Source organism: Marinospirillum minutulum DSM 6287 (assembly GCF_000422325.1).
GTDB classification, from domain to species: Bacteria; Pseudomonadota; Gammaproteobacteria; order Pseudomonadales; family Halomonadaceae; genus Marinospirillum; species Marinospirillum minutulum.
This window is the reverse complement of record NZ_AULO01000015.1, coordinates 43,397-64,990: the sequence shown is the minus strand read 5'-3', so window position 1 is coordinate 64,990 and position 21,594 is coordinate 43,397. Positions and strand designations below refer to the sequence as shown.

At 43.6% G+C, this 21,594-nt stretch carries 23 protein-coding genes; 13 read left to right on the top strand and 10 right to left on the bottom strand.

Going from position 1 to position 21,594, the window contains the following annotated elements:
* Window positions 1-4 precede the first annotated feature (4 nt).
* The 5 genes from folK to H571_RS0109420 all read left to right on the top strand — a co-directional run bounded on the left by folK (window position 5) and on the right by H571_RS0109420 (window position 4,009).
* Window positions 5-514, top strand: a complete 510-nt coding sequence (folK, locus tag H571_RS14835) for a 2-amino-4-hydroxy-6-hydroxymethyldihydropteridine diphosphokinase (protein WP_051168266.1) — start codon at window positions 5-7, stop codon at window positions 512-514.
* A gap of 97 nt (window positions 515-611) precedes the next feature.
* Window positions 612-1,403 (top strand): 3-methyl-2-oxobutanoate hydroxymethyltransferase, encoded by a 792-nt coding sequence (panB, locus tag H571_RS0109435; protein ID WP_027849085.1) that lies wholly within the window; start codon window positions 612-614, stop codon window positions 1,401-1,403.
* Complete coding sequence (gene panC, locus H571_RS0109430; RefSeq protein ID WP_027849084.1) at window positions 1,400-2,266, top strand: pantoate--beta-alanine ligase; 867 nt, start codon at window positions 1,400-1,402, stop codon at window positions 2,264-2,266. The genes panB and panC overlap by 4 nt, the downstream gene beginning before the upstream one ends.
* Before the next feature lie 22 nt (window positions 2,267-2,288).
* Window positions 2,289-2,669, top strand: coding sequence for an aspartate 1-decarboxylase (gene panD, locus H571_RS0109425; RefSeq protein WP_027849083.1), 381 nt, complete (start codon window positions 2,289-2,291; stop codon window positions 2,667-2,669).
* A 164-nt stretch (window positions 2,670-2,833) separates the two neighbouring features.
* Window positions 2,834-4,009: an acetyl-CoA C-acetyltransferase gene (locus H571_RS0109420; RefSeq protein ID WP_027849082.1), complete on the top strand. Its 1,176-nt coding sequence runs from the start codon at window positions 2,834-2,836 to the stop codon at window positions 4,007-4,009.
* A 90-nt stretch (window positions 4,010-4,099) separates the two neighbouring features.
* Here H571_RS0109420 and dnaJ read toward each other — a convergent pair whose 3' ends face one another.
* The 4 genes from dnaJ to H571_RS0109400 form a co-directional block, all read right to left on the bottom strand.
* Window positions 4,100-5,230, bottom strand: coding sequence for a molecular chaperone DnaJ (dnaJ, locus tag H571_RS0109415; protein ID WP_027849081.1), 1,131 nt, complete (start codon window positions 5,228-5,230; stop codon window positions 4,100-4,102).
* Window positions 5,231-5,328: 98 nt separating this feature from the next.
* Window positions 5,329-7,251 (bottom strand): molecular chaperone DnaK, encoded by a 1,923-nt coding sequence (dnaK, locus tag H571_RS0109410; RefSeq protein WP_027849080.1) that lies wholly within the window; start codon window positions 7,249-7,251, stop codon window positions 5,329-5,331.
* Between the two features lie 64 nt (window positions 7,252-7,315).
* Window positions 7,316-7,909, bottom strand: coding sequence for a nucleotide exchange factor GrpE (gene grpE, locus H571_RS0109405; RefSeq protein ID WP_027849079.1), 594 nt, complete (start codon window positions 7,907-7,909; stop codon window positions 7,316-7,318).
* 96 nt (window positions 7,910-8,005) lie between these two features.
* Window positions 8,006-8,209 (bottom strand): hypothetical protein, encoded by a 204-nt coding sequence (locus H571_RS0109400; protein ID WP_027849078.1) that lies wholly within the window; start codon window positions 8,207-8,209, stop codon window positions 8,006-8,008.
* Window positions 8,210-8,427: 218 nt separating this feature from the next.
* Between H571_RS0109400 and H571_RS0109395 the strand changes: the two genes are divergently transcribed.
* Entirely contained in the window at window positions 8,428-8,892 is a 465-nt protein-coding gene (locus H571_RS0109395; protein ID WP_027849077.1) for a cyclic nucleotide-binding domain-containing protein, read from the top strand.
* A gap of 53 nt (window positions 8,893-8,945) precedes the next feature.
* On the opposite strand, the gene H571_RS0109390 is transcribed toward H571_RS0109395, so the two are convergent.
* Complete coding sequence (locus H571_RS0109390) at window positions 8,946-9,359, bottom strand: acyl-CoA thioesterase (RefSeq protein WP_027849076.1); 414 nt, start codon at window positions 9,357-9,359, stop codon at window positions 8,946-8,948.
* A 172-nt stretch (window positions 9,360-9,531) separates the two neighbouring features.
* Between H571_RS0109390 and H571_RS0109385 the strand changes: the two genes are divergently transcribed.
* From H571_RS0109385 to H571_RS14830, 6 genes are all read left to right on the top strand, one after another.
* Entirely contained in the window at window positions 9,532-10,506 is a 975-nt protein-coding gene (locus H571_RS0109385; RefSeq protein ID WP_027849075.1) for a PstS family phosphate ABC transporter substrate-binding protein, read from the top strand.
* A 139-nt stretch (window positions 10,507-10,645) separates the two neighbouring features.
* Window positions 10,646-12,925 carry an ABC transporter permease subunit gene (locus H571_RS0109380; protein ID WP_027849074.1) on the top strand — a complete coding sequence of 760 codons (2,280 nt, stop codon included), beginning with the start codon at window positions 10,646-10,648 and terminating at the stop codon, window positions 12,923-12,925.
* A 36-nt stretch (window positions 12,926-12,961) separates the two neighbouring features.
* Window positions 12,962-14,638, top strand: coding sequence for a phosphate ABC transporter permease PstA (gene pstA, locus H571_RS0109375; protein WP_027849073.1), 1,677 nt, complete (start codon window positions 12,962-12,964; stop codon window positions 14,636-14,638).
* Window positions 14,639-14,761: 123 nt separating this feature from the next.
* On the top strand, window positions 14,762-15,532 hold the full coding sequence (gene pstB, locus H571_RS0109370; RefSeq protein WP_425411354.1) for a phosphate ABC transporter ATP-binding protein PstB: 771 nt from the start codon (window positions 14,762-14,764) through the stop codon (window positions 15,530-15,532).
* Between the two features lie 52 nt (window positions 15,533-15,584).
* Complete coding sequence (phoU, locus tag H571_RS0109365) at window positions 15,585-16,322, top strand: phosphate signaling complex protein PhoU (protein ID WP_027849071.1); 738 nt, start codon at window positions 15,585-15,587, stop codon at window positions 16,320-16,322.
* Window positions 16,323-16,440: 118 nt separating this feature from the next.
* On the top strand, window positions 16,441-17,268 hold the full coding sequence (locus H571_RS14830) for a response regulator (RefSeq protein ID WP_051168264.1): 828 nt from the start codon (window positions 16,441-16,443) through the stop codon (window positions 17,266-17,268).
* Here H571_RS14830 and phoR read toward each other — a convergent pair.
* The 4 genes from phoR to H571_RS14825 form a co-directional block, all read right to left on the bottom strand.
* Window positions 17,251-18,552 carry a phosphate regulon sensor histidine kinase PhoR gene (gene phoR / locus H571_RS0109355; protein ID WP_027849070.1) on the bottom strand — a complete coding sequence of 434 codons (1,302 nt, stop codon included), beginning with the start codon at window positions 18,550-18,552 and terminating at the stop codon, window positions 17,251-17,253. The genes H571_RS14830 and phoR overlap by 18 nt on opposite strands.
* Window positions 18,545-19,234: a phosphate regulon transcriptional regulator PhoB gene (gene phoB / locus H571_RS0109350; protein WP_027849069.1), complete on the bottom strand. Its 690-nt coding sequence runs from the start codon at window positions 19,232-19,234 to the stop codon at window positions 18,545-18,547. The genes phoR and phoB overlap by 8 nt, the downstream gene beginning before the upstream one ends.
* Before the next feature lie 76 nt (window positions 19,235-19,310).
* Entirely contained in the window at window positions 19,311-20,174 is an 864-nt protein-coding gene (gene ubiA, locus H571_RS0109345; RefSeq protein ID WP_027849068.1) for a 4-hydroxybenzoate octaprenyltransferase, read from the bottom strand.
* A complete protein-coding gene (locus H571_RS14825) occupies window positions 20,171-20,731 on the bottom strand; it encodes a chorismate--pyruvate lyase family protein (protein ID WP_156887862.1) in 561 nt (186 codons plus the stop codon). Before H571_RS14825 ends, ubiA begins: the two co-directional genes overlap by 4 nt.
* Before the next feature lie 169 nt (window positions 20,732-20,900).
* Here H571_RS14825 and H571_RS0109335 point away from each other — a divergent pair, with 169 nt between their 5' ends.
* Window positions 20,901-21,263 (top strand): SCP2 sterol-binding domain-containing protein, encoded by a 363-nt coding sequence (locus H571_RS0109335; RefSeq protein WP_027849067.1) that lies wholly within the window; start codon window positions 20,901-20,903, stop codon window positions 21,261-21,263.
* On the opposite strand, the gene H571_RS0109330 is transcribed toward H571_RS0109335, so the two are convergent.
* Window positions 21,260-21,502 carry a hypothetical protein gene (locus H571_RS0109330; RefSeq protein ID WP_027849066.1) on the bottom strand — a complete coding sequence of 81 codons (243 nt, stop codon included), beginning with the start codon at window positions 21,500-21,502 and terminating at the stop codon, window positions 21,260-21,262. The two genes, H571_RS0109335 and H571_RS0109330, sit on opposite strands and share 4 nt — an antisense overlap.
* Between the last annotated feature and the right edge of the window lie 92 nt (window positions 21,503-21,594).

Below are 21,594 nucleotides of genomic sequence, written 5' to 3'. Positions count from 1 at the left end.
TTTTATGGCTAATGTTTGGATAGGGCTAGGAAGCAACCTTGAAAACCCAGTTAAGCAGGTTTCTGATGCTTTGATTGAGCTGGCAAACCTTCCCAACACTCGCTTATTAAAAGCATCAAACCTCTGGCAAAGCAAACCTTTTGGGCCACAAGACCAGCCTGACTTTATTAATGCCGTTGCTGAAATTACGACAACACTAGAACCTTTGGCCTTGCTAACTCAGCTTCAAACCCTTGAAGCTTTGCATCAGCGTAAAAGAGAAAGGCATTGGGGTCCACGCACCTTAGATTTAGATATCTTGTTATACGATACGCTGGTGTTAACGGATGAAAAGCTAACCCTGCCTCACCCAGGTATTGCTCAACGTGCTTTTGTTCTCTGCCCCTTAGCTGAATTAAATGAAAACTTACTAATACCTAGCCTTGGTACTGTTAAGCAATTAATTCAACAACTTGGCAAAGAAGCTTCTAGCCAAGTGTTACCCTTAGAAGCAAAAGCTACGACAAGCTTTTGACTTTTTGGTTACGAGGGGTAACAATAATTTTTTTATTCTCTATATTATTACTATAATGTAGCATTCAATTTTACCTATCCTTGCAAGGGAGCAGTCCATGAAAACTGTTACCATCAACACCTTAAGAGAGTTAAAAGAAGCCGGTGAAAAATTCAGCGTGCTTACTTGTTATGACTCCACCTTCTCTACTCGCATTAACGAAGCAGGAGTTGAGGTAATGCTTGTTGGAGACTCGTTAGGTATGGTTCTACAAGGCCATGACTCAACGCTACCTGTCACAGTTGCAGATATTGCCTACCATACACAAGCGGTGAAACGTGGTAACCAGCACGCACTCATCATGGCTGACCTGCCCTTTATGTCAGATGCTAGCCTTGCATCTCTGCTAGAAAACTCAGCAACGCTTATGCGTGCTGGCGCTCATCTAGTGAAAATTGAAGGCGATGCTTGGCTAGCTGAAGGCATTACTCAACTAACCCAGCGAGGTATTCCTGTTTGTGCTCATTTGGGGCTAACACCTCAAACGGTTAATCAAATGGGGGGTTACAAGGTACAGGGTCGTGGCGAAGCGGGTCAGGCACTTGTTGAAGCTGCTATTAAGTTAGAAGCTGCTGGTGCTTCATTACTTCTTTTAGAGTGCGTACCATCTGATCTAGGTGAAGCGGTAACTAAAGCTGTTAAATGCCCTGTTATTGGTATAGGTGCTGGCCCCAAAACTGACGGACAAGTGCTTGTACTTCACGATATGTTAGGTATTACTGTCGGAAAAACAGCAAAATTTGTTAAGAACTTTATGCAAGGTGCCACCTCTATTCCTGAAGCCCTTGCTGCTTACCACCAACAAGTTAAGTCGGGTGCTTTTCCTGCAGAGGAACACTGTTTTAAATGAACTCGCCTCTAAAAACACTTAGCAATATTTCAGATCTACGCCAAGAGCTTGCTAGCTACCGTAGTGAAGGCAAAAAAATTGCGCTAGTTCCAACCATGGGCAACCTTCACCAAGGGCACTTGCGCTTAGTTGAAGAAGCTAAACGTCATGCAGATGTAGTCGTTGCTACAATTTTTGTTAATCCTCTACAGTTTAACCCTGATGAAGATTACGAAAGCTACCCACGCACTCTAGAGGCAGACCAAGCCAAGCTTGCCAGCGCAGGGTGCAATCTACTCTTCACGCCAAGTGTAGAAATGGTTTACCCCCAAGGCCAAGAGAACCAAACACGTGTTCTTGTACCAGGTGTTAGCGAAGGTTTATGTGGGCAAAAGCGTCCTGGGCATTTTGATGGTGTTGCAACCATAGTTACCAAACTATTTAACTTTGTGCAGCCTGATATTGCTTGTTTTGGGCAAAAAGACTACCAGCAACTTAGCGTTATTCGTAAGCTGGTTGAAGATCTGTCTTTTCCAATCAAAATAATTGATGTGCCCACGCATAGAACACCTGAAGGCCTTGCTCTTTCATCACGCAATGGCTACCTAACCCCTGAACAGCTAGCTAAAGCACCAACACTTTATGCAACACTTAAAGAAACGGCTAAACAGCTTGCTACGGGTAACACCCACTTCAATGAGCTAAACCATCAAGCCCGTGCTCGGCTTGCTGAACAAGGCTTTGCACCCGAATATGTGGAAATTCGCAATATCGACCTTAGCCCAGCCAGCTTAAATGCTAAAAGCTGGGTCATTCTTATCGCTGCAAGGCTGGGTAAAACCCGCCTTATTGATAACCTTATTGTTCAGCGGGACAGTAATTAAATAAACGAGGTAAAACTACGCAATGCAAACCATTTTACTTAAAGCCAAGCTCCATCAAGCCCGTGTTACTCATGCGGTACTTGAATACGAAGGCTCCTGTGCCATAGATGGTAACCTGCTGGATATGGCTGGCATGCATGAATATGAGCAAATTCAAATTTATAACCTAGATAACGGCAAGCGCTTTACCACCTATATTATTCGTGGCGAAGAGGGCAGTGGTATTATTTCCGTTAATGGCGCTGCTGCGCACATGGCTAGTGTGGGTGATCGAGTAATTATTTGCGCCTATGCCAACTATTCTGAAGAAGAACGCTTAAAGCACAAACCAGCACTGATTTATATGACTGATGGCAATGCCGTTAGCCATACCAGTGACGCAATTCCAGTTCAGGTTTCTTAAAGCTGAATAAGTAAGGCAGCCCAGGCTGCCTTTTTTTATAACTAATTTAAGTCAATTTAATACAAGCAGTAGGCAATTAACTGAGCTTCTGGTACATTTTTAACTTTAGCCATGGATAATATTCGTTATTTCCTGCCTCACTGAGGCTAATTTGGAGAATTAAAATGCAAGATGTCGTTATTGTAGCCGCAGGACGTACAGCTATTGGTGGTTTTGGTGGTACTTTGGCCAATGTTCCAGCTCACGAGTTAGGCGCAACCGTTATTAAAGGACTACTAGAAAAGTCTGGTATTAAAGCAGAACAGGTTGATGAGGTAATTTTAGGTCAGGTATTAGCTGCTGGCTGTGGCCAAAACCCAGCACGCCAAGCTCTTATAGCTGCTGGCTTAGCTGAAAGCACACCAGCCATGACTATTAATAAGGTTTGCGGTTCTGGTTTAAAAGCACTTCACCTAGCGACTCAGGCTATTCGTTGTGGTGATGCTGATATTATTATTGCCGGTGGCCAAGAGAATATGAGTGCTTCACCGCATATTTTACCTAACTCACGCAACGGTCAGCGCATGGGTCCTTGGACAGCACAAGACACCATGATAGTTGATGGTTTGTGGGATGCATTCAACGATTACCACATGGGTATTACTACTGAAAATATCGTTGATCAGTTTAAAATTAGCCGTGAAGACCAAGATGCGTTTGCTGCCGCTTCTCAAGCTAAGGCATCTAAAGCTGTAGCAGATGGCCGTTTTAAAGATGAAATTTTCCCTGTAACCATTCCTCAGCGCAAAGGCGACCCTATCGTTTTTGATACTGACGAAGGCCCACGCAATGTAACAGCTGAAAAGCTTGGTACTATGCGCCCTGCATTCAAAAAAGACGGTACAGTAACTGCCGGTAACGCCTCTTCAATTAACGATGGTGCTGCGGCTGTTATTCTTTGTTCAGCTAAAAAAGCTGAAGAATTAGGCCTAACTGTACTAGCACGCATTAAATCTTATGCTTCTGCGGGTGTAGACCCTAAAATTATGGGTACTGGTCCTATTCCTGCCACTCGCTTGTGCTTAGAAAAAGCTGGCTGGGATATTAACGAGCTAGACTTGGTTGAAGCTAACGAAGCCTTTGCAGCCCAAGCGCTTTGTGTTAACCGTGAGCTCGGCTGGGATGTTAGCAAGGTAAACGTTAATGGTGGTGCTATTGCTTTAGGTCACCCTATTGGTGCTTCTGGTTGCCGTGTTTTGGTTTCTTTAGTACACGAAATGCTTAAGCAAGATGCTAAAAAAGGCCTAGCTACTTTATGTATTGGTGGTGGTCAGGGTGTTGCTTTAGCTATCGAACGCTAAGCTAAATTATTTGCCTAGAACTAAAACGCTAGGCATTAAAAAACCCCTAGCCTTTTTGACTAGGGGTTTTTATTTGGCTAAAAGTAAGCTTTAAGGCTTCATATCTTCAAAAAACTTCTTCACACCATCAAACCAACTGCTCTTTTTAGGTGAATGCTTGTCTGCACGAGTGTCTTCGTGGAACTGACGCAATATATCTTTTTGCGCTTCACTTAAATTAACGGGTGTTTCTAGTACTACACGGCATAACAAGTCGCCCTGAGCACCACCTCTAACCGGCTTAACACCCTTACCACGCAAACGGAAAAGTTTACCTGTTTGTGTTTCAGCTGGAATTTTTAATTTAACACGCCCTTGCAAGGTTGGAACTTCTAGTTCACCCCCTAGGGTTGCATCAACAAAGCTCACGGGTACTTCACAATAAAGGTTAGCACCGTCTCTTTCAAAAATGGGGTGTGGACGTACATTAACCTGCACATAAAGGTCGCCCGTAGGACCACCCATACGACCTGCTTCACCTTCACCTGAAAGACGAATACGATCACCTGTATCTACACCAGCAGGAATCTTAACTTCTAGTGTTTTAGTGTTTTGTACTCTGCCTTCACCGTGGCATTTTTTACAAGGATTGCGTATTGATTTACCCGCACCATGACAAGTAGGACAAGTTTGCTGTATAGCAAAAAAACCCTGCTGCATGCGTACCTGCCCCATCCCATTACAGGTGCCACAGGTTTCAACCTTGCCATCTTCAGAACCACTGCCATTACAGTGATGACATTCTTCTAAAGTTGGTACTTTAATTTTTACACTACTACCTTTAACTGCATCTTCTAAGTCTAAATCTAGCTGATAGCGTAAATCTGAGCCACGCTGTGCACCACCACGACCACCTCGTCCTGAACCTCCGCCGGAAAAGATATCGCCGAACATGTCACCAAACACATCGCCAAAACCGCCTCCAGAGAAGCCGCCACCACCGCCACCCATTTGTGGGTCAACGCCTGCATGGCCGAAGCGATCATAAGCCTCACGCTTTTCTTCGTCTGCTAAAACCTCGTAGGCTTCAGTAGCTTCTTTAAACTTATCTTCTGCTTCAGGATCATCTGAGTTACGGTCCGGATGGTATTTCATAGCCAGACGACGGTAGGCCTTCTTGATGTCTTTCTCATCAGCCCCCCGCTCTACACCTAGGATTTCGTAATAATCACGTTTTGCCATGGTTTTTTGTCACCGCCTGTTTCAACCATCTTATAAAGACAACGCGGGAAAGCATCCCGCGTTGTCTGTTATTTATACTACTTGAGTTACCAGAAAACTTACTTCTTATCGTCTTCTTTCACTTCTTCAAACTCTGCGTCAACGGCATCGTCTGGACCAGCTGAAGCATTAGCATCTTCTCCAGCACCTTGAGCTTGTGCAGCTTCTTCAGCGTACATCTTCTGGGCTAGGCCGCTAGAAGCTTCGGTTAAGGCTTGCGTTTTTGCTTCAATCGCTTCTTTGTCATCGCCTTTCATTGCTTCTTCTAGTTCAGCAATAGCTGCTTCAATTGCTTCTTTCTCTGCTGGTTCAACCTTATCTCCAGCATCTGTCAGCGTTTTGCGAGTTGCGTGAATCATGCCATCGGCTAGGTTACGAACTTGAACCATTTCTTCAAACTTCGCATCTTCAGCTGCGTTAGCTTCCGCATCCCGTATCATTTTCTCTACTTCTTCATCTGACAAACCAGAAGAAGCTTTGATAACAACCGACTGCTCTTTACCTGTTGCTTTATCCTTAGCTGATACGTTAAGAATACCGTTAGCATCTAAGTCAAAAGTTACTTCGATTTGTGGCATACCACGCTGTGCAGGTGGAATATCGGCTAGGTCAAAACGGCCCAGTGATTTATTCTGTGCTGCTTGCTTACGCTCACCCTGTAGTACGTGGATGGTTACTGCATTTTGGTTATCTTCTGCAGTAGAGAAAACCTGAGACTTTTTAGTTGGAATAGTCGTATTCTTCTCAATTAAAGAAGTCATTACGCCACCCATGGTCTCAATACCCAGTGTTAGGGGTGTTACGTCTAGCAGTAGAACGTCTTTTACATCACCAGCGAGTACAGCGCCTTGGATAGCAGCACCAACGGCAACGGCTTCATCTGGGTTAACGTCTTTACGTGCTTCTTTACCAAAGAAATCAGCAACCTTAGCTTGCACGAGTGGCATACGTATCTGACCACCCACTAGAATAACGTCATCAATTTTACCAACAGCTAAACCAGCATCTTTTAGTGCAACACGGCAAGGCTCTAGTGAACGCTCAACCAAGTCTTCTACGAGTGACTCTAGCTTGGCACGAGTAACTTTAACGTTTAAGTGCTTAGGTCCGCTTGCATCAGCAGTGATGTAGGGTAGGTTCACATCCGTTTGCTGAGAAGATGATAGTTCGATCTTAGCTTTTTCAGCAGCTTCTTTTAGACGCTGCATCGCTAAAGGATCACCTTTAAGGTCTACACCATTGTCTTTTTTGAATTCATCTGCCAAATAATCAATTAAGCGAATATCAAAGTCTTCACCACCTAAGAAGGTGTCACCGTTGGTTGCTAAAACTTCGAATTGGGTTTCGCCATCGACATCAGCAATTTCGATAATTGAAATATCGAAAGTACCACCACCCAAGTCATAAACAGCTATCGTTTTATCACCGCGCGACTTATCCATACCGTAAGCAAGTGCTGCGGCAGTTGGCTCGTTAATAATACGCTTAACATCTAAACCAGCAATACGACCAGCATCTTTAGTTGCTTGACGCTGACTGTCATTAAAGTAAGCAGGCACAGTAATAACAGCTTCTGTTACTTCTTCACCTAAATAGTCTTCTGCTGTTGCTTTCATCTTCTTCAACACTTCAGCAGAAATTTGTGGCGGCGCCATTTTTTTGCCGTTCACTTCTACCCAAGCATCTGCGTTATCTGCTTTTACAATTTTGTAAGGCACCATTTTGATGTCTTTTTGAACAACTTCTTCATCAAAACGACGACCAATTAAACGCTTAATAGCATAAAGGGTGTTATGTGGGTTGGTAACTGCTTGGCGCTTGGCGCTTTGGCCAACTAAAATTTCGCCATCTTCAGCATAAGCAATAATAGAAGGGGTAGTACGTCCACCTTCAGCGTTTTCAATAACCTTAGGCTTATCACCATCTAAAACAGCAATACATGAGTTAGTGGTACCTAGGTCAATACCTATAATGCGACCCATAATTTAATCTCCGAAAGTAAGTTCAATTCGCTTATCTATTTAATGTGTGCTGGCTTGTTGTATTTCAAGCCGTCTCATCAATTTTTTTTGCTTCGCCACCTGTTGCTACGACAACCATCGCAGGACGCAGTAAGCGATTATTTAGGGTGTAGCCCTTTTGCAATACATCCATTACTGAATTTGAAGGCATAGCAGGATTAGGCACCATGCTCATAGCTTCATGGTATTGCGGGTCAAAAGTTTGACCTAAAGGATTGAGTTGCTTGATTTGAAACTTCTCCATTGCAGCTAAATATAGCTGCAAGGTCATTTCCACGCCTTCTTTTTGTGATTCATCTGCGCCAGCCATTGCTTCTGTGGCTTTTTCTAAACTATCCACAACGGGTAATAGCTCTCGTGCAAATTTTTCTAGCGCAAACTTGTGTGCTTTTTCTACGTCAGCTTCAGCACGGCGTCTTACATTTTGTGCTTCCGCAGCAGCACGTAACATTTGGTCACGAGCAGAGGCGATTTCTTGCTGTAAACCTTCTACCTGAGCAGACAGACTAGCAATTTCTTCTTCTGGGCTCATTTCTTGACCCTGTCCAACTTCTGCAGCTGTGGCTTCTTCTTGCAACTCTGCTTCAGTTTGCTCTTGGACTTCTTCTTGCTTGCTCATATTTAACTCCGTAAACCGGGTGCTGTGGAGCACCCTTGCGTTGATTCATGCTGAACTGGTTAGGTATCACATAAATGGGGGCAGGCTAACAAAGTTTCAAGAGAGAATTTCAAACATCTTGGTAGGAGTAAAACTATATTGCTTAAGCAAGGCTTCAATTTCACTACGTAATGCCTGATCTGGATCAGGCATTTGCTTTTGTTCATCGAGCTTAAGCAGCTCTTTACGAAACTGTTTTTCCAGTTCGTCATGTAGGTTTATTTTTTGCCGGTAATAGTCTGGCAAGCCTTGTGGCTTCAAATCTTTCACCTCTAATTAACTTAGTTCATAGTTTCTTTAGCTTTTTTACAAAATTTTGAAAAACCATTTGTAAAGGCTAACAAGAAGGATTTCAACCCTGTAAATTTAAAACATAACCAACTTTTTAGTAACAATTATCAACCTAGATCACAGTTAAATTTCCTTTAGCTCTGCTATTCTAGACTGACTAATAACGATTACTAAATGGAAGCTTTACAATGAAACAAATCAACACGCTAAGGCACAAGGTTATTCAGCTTCTAAACCGCCTAGAATTCTTCAAAGACTTTACTGATACCGATATAACACTCTTAGTAGAAGGTAAAGGCATGATTGTACTTGCAGAAGAGGGCGAGTACGTAATAAAAGAAGGAACCATTGACCCTACCTTGTATATACCACTTAGCGGAGAGCTAGAAGTACGCATCACTAATGAAGCAGGCAAAGAGGTTGCAGTTGCTAAAATACCACCAGGCGAAACAATTGGCGAGGCCGCATTTTTAACGGATAACCCTCGTAGCGCTAATGTAGTTGCTCTCAAGCAAACCGTTATGTTTCGTTGCAGTCGCCTGGCCTTAAAAAATCTAGCACCCTCAGCGCGTGAAAAAATTAAAGACCAGATTATTATTAAGCTTATTGACCGCTTAAACCAGCAAAACAAGACACTCAGTAATCGAGACTAATTAGTTCAAAGTTAGCCTTGTAAGTGTCAACAACCTTATCGAGAGCAGGACTACTAGCTACCTGGCAGAGTACGAATACGCCCTTTATCATCTAATGCAACCATAACAAAGGTAGCTTCCGTTACCTTATATAAGCTATTGGGGTCTTTCTCATTGGGTGGCAAAATCCACACTTCAACACTAATTTTCATCGAGCTAGTGCCTGTTTCTACTAGCTGAGAATGTACCTGCACCATGCTGCCCAAACGTACAGGGCAAAGAAAATCCATGCTTGCTAAGGCTACTGTTGCAGTACGCCCTTTTGCTAAACGTGCAGCAGCCAATTCCGCTGCCTGCTCCATTTGTGCAACCACCCAAGCTGCAGAAATATCACCATGCATATTGGTATCTTTAGGTGTTGCAACTAGCTTTAAAGTTAACTGGCCTTCAGGGCCTGGGTTATCTTCATGGTCATCTAATTCTGTCATGCTGGTATCCGTTTTATTTTATCTTTATTGTTCGCAACTGCGATATAGGAAAATATTACCTGCAATAGTCTAGAAAGCAAACCTGTTTCATCAAACTGTCATTTACCTAGCTTAAGCTTCAGCCCAGTAAATAAAAACCAGTTTTAAAAAAGACGATGAAATGGAGAAACATATGACTCTAAAAATGAATGTTTTAGGTGCAGCGCTTGGCTTAACGGCTGCTCTATTAACCACCAGCACTCTTGCAGCAGTTGATCCCAAGCTACCTGATTATACCCGTACCAGCGGTGTGTCTGGCAACTTAACTAGCCAAGGCTCAGATACCTTAGCTAATTTAATGACACTTTGGGCAGAAGAATTCAAAAACAACTACCCTAACGTTAATATTCAAATTCAAGCCGCTGGCTCTTCTACTGCGCCACCGGCTCTGGCTGAAGGCACTTCTAACCTTGGACCTATGTCTCGCATGATGAAAGACAGTGAAATAGAAGCCTTTGAAGCACGTCATGGCTACCGTCCTACGGCTGTGCCTGTGGCCATTGATGCGCTAGCCATTTTTGTACACAAAGATAACCCCATTAAAGGGCTAACCATCGATCAGGTTGATGCCATCTTTTCTTCTACCCGTCGCTGCGGTGCAGAAAAGAATATTGACCGCTGGGGTGATTTAGGCATGACCGGTGCTTGGGCTAATCGTCCCATTCAACTTTATGGGCGTAACTCAGTATCGGGTACTTATGGCTATTTTAAAGACAACGCCCTATGTAAAGGCGACTTTAAAAACAGCGTTAACGAACAGCCTGGTTCCGCTTCGGTGGTTCAATCAATTTCAACCTCGCTGAATGCCATAGGCTACTCAGGCATTGGCTACCGCACCTCATCAGTACGTACTGTGCCACTAGCCACTAAAGCGGGTGAGCCTTTTGTTGATGCCACGCCAGAACAAGCAGCTTCTGGTGAGTTCCCACTATCACGCTTTTTATACGTTTATGTGAACAAGCGCCCTAACCAACCTATGCAACCCTTAGATAGAGAGTTTGTAAAATTAATACTTTCTAAACAAGGGCAAGAGGTAGTGGTACGTGATGGTTATGTGCCTTTACCTGCTTCACTGGCTGAAAAACTACGTAAGGATTTAGCACTTTAAATAACCTAGTTAGCTAATCAAGAAAGAGAAGAAGTCTTAGGGCTTCTTCTCTTTTGTCATTTAACTGTCACATAAAAAGCTTAGATTGCACCCAAGTAACCCTTAAGTAGTTCTCCAAGCAATTTGTAAAGGTTAAGCCATGAAGGACATTTCTTCAGTTTTAGAGCAGCGATTAAATAGCTCTGGTATAAAAAAACGCCGTAAATTTCGGGCATTTAAAGATATTTTTGCCCGTTACGGTATTGCTGCTGGTGGCATGGGTGTCATAGTAGCGATTACCCTTATTTTCTTTTATCTGCTTTATGAAGTGGTTCCCCTGTTTAAAAGCGCCACCCTTGAAACAACCAGCAGTTTTTCTTTACCCAGTGAGTTAGCCACCAGTCAAAATCTTGCTTTGATTACTGAAGAGCAAAATGAACAGGCAGGTATTTTGACTAACCAAGGGCAGCTGGTTTTTTTTAGTACCCAAGATGGCACAGAAAAAGCCCGCCATCAGTTGCCCTTAGGCGAAGCCAGCATCACCAGCATTAAAGAGAAAACCCCCAGCGACACTAACCTAATGATGGGTTTAAGTAATGGTGAAGTGCTGGCGGTTACTACCCGCTTTCAGGTGCAATATAACCAACAAGGTGAGCGGGGTGGTATTAAACCCACAGTGACACCGCTATTTAATACCAGTCCTTTGCAGCTCGACCCGTTACAGCGTGCCATTCAACAAGTAACCTACCAAAAACTTCACGATGGCTTTTTAGTTGCTGGGTTAGTTAACCAGGGTGAAGTGGTTTTAACCAAGGTAGAGCAGCGCACTAACTTTATTACCGGTGCTTCGGTAGAAACCCTTATACCGCTAACTTTTCCTAGTCAAACAAATTATCAGCGTCTACTTATTGCCCCTGAAGCACGTTATATTTTTGCGCTAACCGCCAATGGGCAGCTCGATGTTTATAACGCTCAAAACTTAAATGCTATTGTTTTAGATCACAGTGTTCAGTTAACCCTAGCTAACCAACAAGTAACACAAATGGTTTTCCAGCTAGGTCAGCAATCACTACTAATTGGTGATAACCAAGGGCAGGTTAGCCAATGGTTTATGGTTAGAAATGCAGACAAGGCCCAACGCTTAACCCACATTCGCACCCTAAAGTTAGGGGATGCACCCATTGCTATTCTAGAAGCCGAACAGCGCCGTAAAGGTTTTGTTGCTATAGATACCACGGGGCGTGCCGGAGTTTTTAACACCACCGCTGAGAAAAAAGCCCTAGACCTACAACTACTGACTGACAGCAAACCGGCTTTAATTAGCCTGGCACCTCGTGCTTCGATGCTTTTAGTACAAGACAATCAGGGCGTGGTACATAATTTTGCAATCGATAACCAACACCCAGAAACTTCACTTAAATCCCTGTGGGGCAAGGTGTGGTACGAAGGTTATGAAGAACCTGAATACACTTGGCAGTCTTCTTCGGCTTCAACTGAATTTGAACCCAAGTTCAGCTTAACGCCCTTAGCTTTTGGTACGTTAAAAGCCGCCTTTTATGCCATGTTGTTATCGGTACCTTTGGCGGTTTGTGGTGCTATGTACACTGCCTACTTTATGGCGCCAGCAGTGCGTAACAAGGTAAAACCGGTTATTGAATTAATGGAAGCCTTGCCCACCGTTATTCTGGGCTTTTTTGCTGGTTTATTCTTAGCACCTTTTATGGAAAGCCATTTAACCGGCGTATTTGCGCTACTCGTAATTATGCCACTGGGTATTCTTACTTTTGCCTTTGCTTGGGCGCAGCTTCCCGCCAACATTCGTCACCGTGTACCTGAAAGCTGGCACCTAGTTTTGGTTATTCCGCTGGTTATTTTTCTTAGTTGGTTCTCTTTTGCCATGAGTCAGCCTTTAGAAATTTGGTTCTTTGCTGGCGATATGCGCAACTGGCTTACCAATGATTTAGGCATTCCTTTTGACCAGCGTAATGCCATGGTGGTGGGTTTTGCGATGGGCTTTGCGGTTATTCCTACCATTTATTCCATTGCTGAAGATGCACTTTACGGCGTACCTAAATCCTTAAGTCATGGCTCCCTTGCCTTAGGTGCAACCACTTGGCAAACCTTGGTAAGAGTGGTTTTACCTACCGCCAGTCCCGGTATTTTCTCTGCGGTGATGATAGGCATGGGGCGTGCAGTGGGCGAAACCATGATTGTACTAATGGCAACGGGTAACACTGCCGTTATGAATGCCAATATTTTTGAAGGTATGCGAACCCTAGCCGCCAACATTGCTGTTGAAATGGGTGAGTCAGCCGTAGGCAGTAGCCATTATCGGGTGCTCTTCTTAGCTGCGCTGGTGCTCTTCTTATTTACTTTTGTGGTTAACACCTTGGCAGAAGTTGTTCGCCAAAGATTACGCAAAAAGTACAGCTCCCTTTAAGCCACGGCACAGAAACATATTTAGGAGTTAAAATTAATGCAAATTTCATTAAAAGATTGGGTTCGCAGTGGTTCACCCTGGATCTGGCTAAGCGCCAGTGCGGTTGCCATTAGTGTGGTGTTAGTGCTGGGGTTACTTGGCATAGTCGCCTCACGTGGGTTGGTGCATTTTTGGCCTGCCACGCTACAAGAATACACCTATACCCAAGATCAAGATTTACAAATTCAAGTCTTAGGTGAACAAGTACAAAGAGAAGAAGTTACCGCTGAACAAATTCGCAACTCAGGCATAGCGGTTCCTGAAGGGGTAGACCTCTTAGGGCGCCAACTAATTAAAGTCGGTAACCGTGATGTCTATGGTTCAGATTTTCGTTGGGCATTAGAAAACCAGCTAAGCAACCTAGATTACCCAGCTTATGCCACCAGTTTTGAGCGCCGTGAGCAGGGTAACTTTTATGGTTTTATTCTCGCTATCAAAGATAAAGACCAGCTGGTTGCTGAACAAGAAAAAGGCAGTAACCAACTTTGGCCTGCCGTTGTCGAACGCATTGAGCAAACCCGTTTAATTCAAGACCAGATTGAAGACTTAGAAAAGGGCGCAATTGGTGCTATTAACTATCAGCTTGAACAACTGCGCTTAGATGAAAGACGCTTAGAGCTAAAAGGCGAAGATACGCCAGAAAACCTAGCAGAATTACAGGCAAAAAGAGCCAGCTTTCAAACAGACTATGCGCTGCTTGAAACAGAATTAAGAGCCCTTTACCAATCACTAGCCACTAGCAGCCTTATAGTTGTAACGGCAGATGGGCAAAGCAAAGAAATTAACTTCAGTAAAATTGTACGTGCCTACCAGCCTAATAATATGAGTTTGGGGCAAAAAATAAGTCACTACTTTGCCAAGCTTTGGGAGTTTGTATCCGACGACCCACGTGAAGCCAATACGGAAGGCGGTATTTTCCCTGCAATTTTCGGTACGGTCATGATGGTGCTAATTATGTCGGTATTGGTCACGCCCTTTGGTGTGGTTACCGCTGTTTACCTAAGGGAATACGCTCGCCAAGGCTTTATTACCCGTGTTATTCGTATCGCCGTTAACAACCTTGCCAGCGTGCCTTCCATTGTTTACGGGGTGTTTGGTTTAGGTTTCTTTGTTTATTTTATTGGTGGCAATCTCGATAAAATCTTTTACCCAGAAGCCGCACCTGCACCTACTTTTGGCACACCCGGTTTACTGTGGGCTTCTTTAACCTTGGCGTTACTCACCTTGCCAGTAGTTATTGTTGCCACGGAAGAAGGTTTATCACGCATTCCACGTTCGGTTAGAGAGGGTTCACTGGCACTGGGCGCAACCAAACTTGAAACCCTATGGCGCATTATTATTCCTATGGCAAGCCCCGCCATGATGACTGGCGTAATTTTAGCTGTTGCGCGTGCCGCTGGTGAAGTAGCACCACTCATGCTGGTTGGGGTGGTTAAATTAGCGCCCAACTTGCCTATGGATATGAATGCCCCCTTTTTACACCTAGAGCGTAAGTTTATGCACCTAGGTTTTCATATTTACGATGTCGGTTTCCAAAGCCCTAACGTAGAAGCAGCGAGGCCTTTAGTTTATGCCACGGCCCTAATGCTAGTGGTGGTGATAGCCGTACTTAACCTAACGGCTATCACCCTGCGTAACCGTCTCAGAGAAAAATACCGTGCGTTAGATATGTAGCACTTTAAAACGCTCGCTTATATAGATTAAAGAACAAAGGTAATTAGCATGAACAACGCCCGAAATAACAACACAAGCGCACCCGCCATAAAAATGGCCGATTTAGGACGCAACACCCAGCAAATGAACTTGGCACAAGAAACCACCAGTATTGATGTTCAAAAAATGAACCTCTACTACGGTAAAAGCCAAGCGTTAAAAGACATCACTTTGCAAATTCCTAAGCAAAGGGTTACCGCTTTTATTGGCCCGTCAGGTTGTGGTAAATCCACCCTACTGCGCTCATTTAATCGCATGAATGACTTGGTGGATGGCGTCAGCATTGATGGCGAAGTGATTATAGATAACCAAAATATCTATGCTAAGGGCGTGGACGTGGCTGATTTACGTCGCCGTGTGGGCATGGTGTTTCAAAAGCCGAATCCTTTTCCTAAATCCATTTATGAAAACGTAGCCTATGGTTTGCGCATTCAAGGCATTAATAACAAGCGCCTATTAGATGAAACCGTGGAATGGGCATTAAAATCGGCAGCACTTTGGGAAGAAACCAAAGACCGTCTGCATGAATCGGCCTTGGGTATGTCGGGCGGTCAGCAACAGCGTTTAGTGATTGCACGCACCATTGCCATTAAGCCAGAAATTCTACTATTAGACGAGCCTGCTTCAGCCCTTGACCCTATTTCAACCTTAAAAATAGAAGAGCTGATTCACAACCTGAAAGACAAGTTCACCATCATCATAGTGACCCACAATATGCAACAAGCTGCCCGTGTGTCTGACTACACCGCCTTTATGTACCTAGGCAAAGTCATCGAGTTTGATAACACCGATAAGCTCTTTACCAACCCCAGCCAAAAACAAACCGAAGACTATATTACAGGTCGCTATGGCTAATTTTTTAACCACTTATTTACAGTCAAATTTTCCTTATTTACGAGCCAAGAAAATGAAAATAAACCAAGAAAGTCACAGCACGCATATTTCTCAAAAATTTAACCAAGAGCTAGAAGAAATACGCAGCCAGCTGCTAGAAATGGGTGGTCTAGTCGAGCAGCAAATTCATGATGCCATTCAATCCCTTACCGAAGGTGACACTCAGCTAGCTAAGGCTGTATGTGAAAAAGACCAAGAAGTTAATCAGCTACAGCTCGATATAGACGAGCAGTGCACAAAAATTCTAGCCCGTCGCCAGCCAGCAGCCTCAGATTTACGTTTAGTCCTAGTGGTAATACGTGCCACCGCCGATTTAGAACGGATTGGTGATGAGTCCAGCAAGGTAGCCAAGGCTACTTTAAAGCTAGCAGAAGAAGGCAGTTCACCTAGAGGTTATATCGAAGCTAGACACCTAGGTAACCTAGTTAGAAAAATGGTACAAGATGCCCTCAATGCTTTTGCCCGCTTTGATACAGCCCAAGCCCTAGCGGTTTTGCACGAAGACAAAAATGTTGATTTAGAATACCAGTCAGCAACCCGTTCACTGGTTACTTTTATGATGGAAGACCCACGGGCTATTTCACAGGTGATGAACATTATGTGGGTATTACGCTCACTTGAGCGTGTTGGCGACCATGCTAGCAACTTGGCTGAATACGTTATTTATCTAGTTGAAGGGCAGGATGTGCGCTACACCAAAACTGAAGTAATTGAAGCAGCCATAGGACAAAATAAAAGCTCAAAAAAGTAGTTCCCTTAGCCAGCAACTAGTTATGCAACCTATGACCCTTTTATGTTACTGACATGAGTCCAAAATTAAGGTTAGAATCAAAGGGTCCTTAACACCTAATCATGTTGAAAAAATAACTATGGCCAAACTAAGACTTCTAGTTGTTGATGATGCTAAGTTTATACGCGACTTAGTACAAAAAACTTTGCGTACTGAATACCCAGAAATAGAACTGATGGAAGCCTCCGACGGTCGCAAAGCTCAGGCTATTCTTCAGCGCAACAGTTTCGATATGATCTTGTGTGACTGGGAAATGCCAGAAATGAGTGGCATAGAACTACTAGAATGGGTGCGAGCTCAAGAAAACATGCAAGAGCAACCTTTTATTCTAGTCACCAGCCTAGACCAAAAAGAACACGTGGTAGAAGCGCTTAAAGCCGGTGTTAGTGATTACGTTACTAAACCCTTCTCTGCTGAACAGTTAATTAGCAAAGTAATGAAGCAGCTAATTAAATCAGGGCGAATTACCCGTGAAGAAGCCATGAATATGGGGCGTAAAGAGCGCATCTCATCAGCGGGTGGCGCAGAGCTACTAGCCGGTGGTAATGTTTTAACAACACAGGCTAAAAAACCAGCAACTGCACGAAAAGGGCCTAAAGGAAAAGCACTGCTACTTGTTGGCGAGCAGCGCATGACAGTGATAATTCGTGATATTAATAAACTAGAAGCACAGCTATTAGGCAAACTAAGTGAAGGCAAGCCAGCCTTGGCAGAAGAAGTTACGCTTGGGCTTGTTTTTGGTAGTGAAGACAAGGCGATTAAAGTAACTGTAAAAGCCTATGTGTCTAGCCTACAGTTAGCAGAACGCAGCCAGCATACAGACAAATTCAACCTGCGTGTACAATTTCTTCCTCAGGATGCAGAGACTGCCGCTAGGTTCACAAAAATTCTATCCCTGATGGGTTAGCAAGGCTGTTTTAGCTAAAGGAAAGTAGCAAGTAAAACAACTGCCCACTCCCTGCTTGCTGGTCATTTCTAACTGCCCTTGATGACGCAACATAACATGCTTAACTATGGCTAACCCCAAGCCAGTTCCACCTGTGCTGCTCGAACGCCCTTTATCAATACGATAAAACCGCTCAGTTAAATGGGGCAAGCAAGCAGGATCAATTCCCTGCCCTTTATCTTTCACCTCAAAGTAAGCACCTTCTGCATTTTGATACCAGCTTAGTGCTATTTCTGTGCCAGCAGGCGTATATTTCACTGCATTAAACACTAGGTTAGAAAAAGCACTGCGCAGTTCTTTTTCAGAACCATAAACACCCAAGTCAGCATCTATTTCTAATACCAGTGAATGCTTTCCATCAGATAAAGCCAAGGCATCAGTTTTTATAGCCTTGATTAACTCAGGCACAGCAATTGGCTCTATTGCAGCCTCAAAACTGCTTGTCTCTAAGCTAGAAAGGGTCAACAAATCTTCCACCAACTGCTGCATACGTACAGACTGCTGTCGCATCAGGGTTAAACCCCTTTGCCACTTAGTTGGCAGGTTTTCAGCATGGTCACTAAAGGTTTCTAAATAACCCGATAAAACCGTTAAAGGGGTACGTAGTTCATGCGAGACATTAGCAATAAAATCTTGTCGCATTACTTCTAAACGCTGCATTTTAGTTACATCACGCACCAGTATTAAGCGTTCATTACCGCCAAATAAAGTGACTTGAAATTCAAGGCTGCGGTCTTCATTCAAAGGTGAGGCAAGCATTAAAGGGTCTTGATAAGACTGGGATTCATAATATTCCACAAAACTGGGTTCACGTAATAAATGGGTAATGGGGTAACCCAAATCACTAGGTGAGCGCAAACCAAGCAAGGCTTCTGCTGCAGTATTCCACCATTCAAGATTACCCTTGCCATCAATCATGACTACGCCATCTCTTAACGCTTGGCTAGAATCTTGAATACGGTTGAGTATTTGCTTTAAGTGCAACTGACTAGACTTTTGGCGACGTTGATAATGGTAAATACCATCAAAAACCTCACCCCAAATACCCTTAGCCTCAGGTGGCTCTTTTTCAGGCTGGTTTAGCCACTGGGTTAGTCGCCCTAGCTGCCAAAGGTATTTAACTATAAATAGAAGTGCACCTAAAAATAAGCCAAAAGCTGCATGGCTAAAAAGCCAGCCAGCTAAAAAACCTGCTAATAGATAAAATACCAGCGTACCTATTTCTTTACGAAATAAACTAGTCATGGGTAGAAAAACGATAGCCTGTTCCGCGTACTGTTTGAATTAAGCCTTCATGTTTAGGGCCTAAGGCTTTACGCAAACGGCGAATATGAACATCAACGGTGCGGTCTTCAACATACACACCACCACCCCAAACCTGATCTAATAATTGGTTACGAGTAAAGGCTCGTTCTTGGTGGGACATAAAAAACTGCAATAGACGAAACTCGGTTGGCCCAACGTCTAAAGGCTCATCAAAAGAAGTGACTCGATGACTAACAGGGTCTAAACGCAGGCCTTCTACTTCTACGGCTGCTTCCATACCTAGTGGTGTTGTTCTTCTTAACACAGCTTTTAAACGGGCAACTAGCTCGCGGGTAGAAAAAGGCTTGGTCATGTAATCGTCTGCGCCAGCTTCTAACCCCTGAATTTTATTATCTTCTTCACTTCGTGCTGTTAGCATAATAATTGGAATTTCAGCCGTTGCTGCATCACGTTTTAAACGACGTGCTAGCTCTATGCCACTAGTTCCTGGCATCATCCAATCAAGAAGAATTAAGTCGGGGTTACAATCAACCACTAGGGCATGCGCTGTTTGTGCATCACCCGCCTCTAAACACTGGTAATCAGCCATTTCCAAAGCCATCACCAACATTTCTCGGATAGCGGCTTCATCATCAACAATCAATATTGTTTTACGCGTCATCATCCTTCACTCTCTAGAATAATTTCATTTTTTTCTAGCCTATTACAGCTGCATGACAAAATGATGACACCAAAAGCTAAAACCAGTAATCGGCTGCCAACATAACAAACAGCCACATACCTGCATAATGGTTATTTAAAAATGCCCTTAAACAGGGCCCGCGCTGACGATCACGAATTAACCACTGTTGCCAAACAAAAAAGCCTAGCATACCCACTAAACCAAAATAGAAAATAGCACCTCGCTCAAAAGCCATGCCAGCCAAGCCTAATAACACCAAGGTGATTAACTGCAGAACACCTATCGCTAAGCGGTCGTAATCACCAAAAAATACTGCTGTTGATTTAACCCCTATTTTAAGATCATCTTCTCTATCTTCCATGGCATAGGCAGTGTCATAGCCTACTGTCCAAAATAAATTAGCAAAGAAAATCAACCAAAGTGCAGCAGGCAGAGCATTACTTTGTGCCGCAAAAGCCATAGGAATCGCCCAAGAAAAAGCAGCCCCTAAAACAACCTGCGGAAAGTGGGTGTAGCGCTTCATAAAGGGATAACTAGCTGCTAACAACAAAGCAATCGGCGCCAGTAGTAAAGTAAGCAGGTTAGTAAAAAGCGTTAAAATAAACGCAATTAAAATTAAAACAGCAAAAAGTACCAGCGCTTCTTTAGCGGTTACCCTGCCTGTTGCTAAAGGCCTATTACAAGTGCGCCTAACATGCCCATCAACCTTGCGGTCGGCAAAATCATTAATCACACAACCGGCAGAACGCATTAACACCACGCCTGCCACAAAAATAAACAACACCTTAATATCTGGTACACCACCGGCTGCAAACCACAAAGCCCAAAGCGTTGGCCAAAGCACTAGGTAAGTGCCTATAGGGCGATTTAAACGTGTTAAGTCTACAAAATCGGGTAGGCGTTGGTACCAAGGGTTCATTCTTTTGGTACTCCAGATAAAGCTAACTGTTTAGCCATAGGGTGAAGGAAGTGCTCTGCCACTAGTAAACGTAAGTTTTGACCATAAAAACAAGAAGCACGCCCCCATAAGCTAGGTGTGGAAAGCTGATTAGGCGCACAAAACACAAAAGACCCACGTTTAATCAAAGGGTCACTAAATAGCACATGCCCCAAAGCATTGTTACCAACCTGAGTAAGACGACGGCGCAAAATACCCCGTGCATCTAAAGGTAGAACAGATCGAGCAAATACCCAAGGCTCACCATCGACTTCTAGTAACACCTGTCGCACCCAAGCTCTTGGTTTTAAAGAACCCAGTAGTAGCTGCTCATTAACATGGGCACTAGTGACCTCTTCACTTAACACTCTAACCTTAAAGTCTTGCTTGGCATGGCTTTTTAATCTTAGGGTAAGCGAACCTTTTTCTTGTAGCCAGCTACGCCAAGCACCAGCCGGAGCGCCCGTTAAATGAGCACTAGGTAGCCAGTTTATTAAGGCTGTTTTTGGTGGCTGTTGCTGTATATTTATAAAGGACATAAAAAAAGCAGGCACTTTTCGGTCTATAATGGCTGCGAATTCTAACACAAGGATAGCTTTATGCCTGCAACTCAACCAACTCTGCCCTTGCCCTCTTTAATTAGCTGACTTTTTAAAACACTTGTTTTATTCTTTGGCTTCTTTGCTCTACTTGGGGACACCAATAATAATGCTAAAACTAAGATTTTTACTTTGGATGCTAGGCTTTTTACTGAAACGCACTTGGCGTAGCGATGAAAAGTTTCGTCAAAAATTAGAAAAACAACCTTTAAACTTTGCTATAAAAACAGCAGACAACAAAATAGAACGTTGTTTCTTCTTGCAATCTAGCGGTATAAAAACGGCTAAAACCAGCACAGAAGCACTCGATATGACACTAGCCTTTGGCACACCAGCTCAAGCTTGGGCAACTCTAACCAATAAAGATAAAAATGCTTTTATGCGGGCTATTCAAGAAGGCGAAGTGAAAGTAGAGGGTGATTTTAAACTACTTTTTCACCTACAAAGCCTAATGAAGCACTTAAAAATTTAATCGTCTGCTTCATCTTCACGCAATTCAGCAAAGCGCTGTTCTTCTAAACGCCTAGCCTTGCGCTGGTGATAACGTCTTAACACAGCTATCACCAGCGCAGCCACTAGCATTAACAACAACACAACTAGCTGATAGCTACCCGCCTGACCACGACCCAGTAGCGTTTCTAATAAAAAGATGGTCACTAACCCCAAGGCTTGCGAAACTATTGCCCATAAACGCAGTCGATTATTTAACATGTATTAATACCTAGCCTAAAAGATGACACTAGCTAGCAAACTAGCTAACCTTGTTGCTTAATTTTACCTAGCACTGGCTCAGCAGAGGTTTT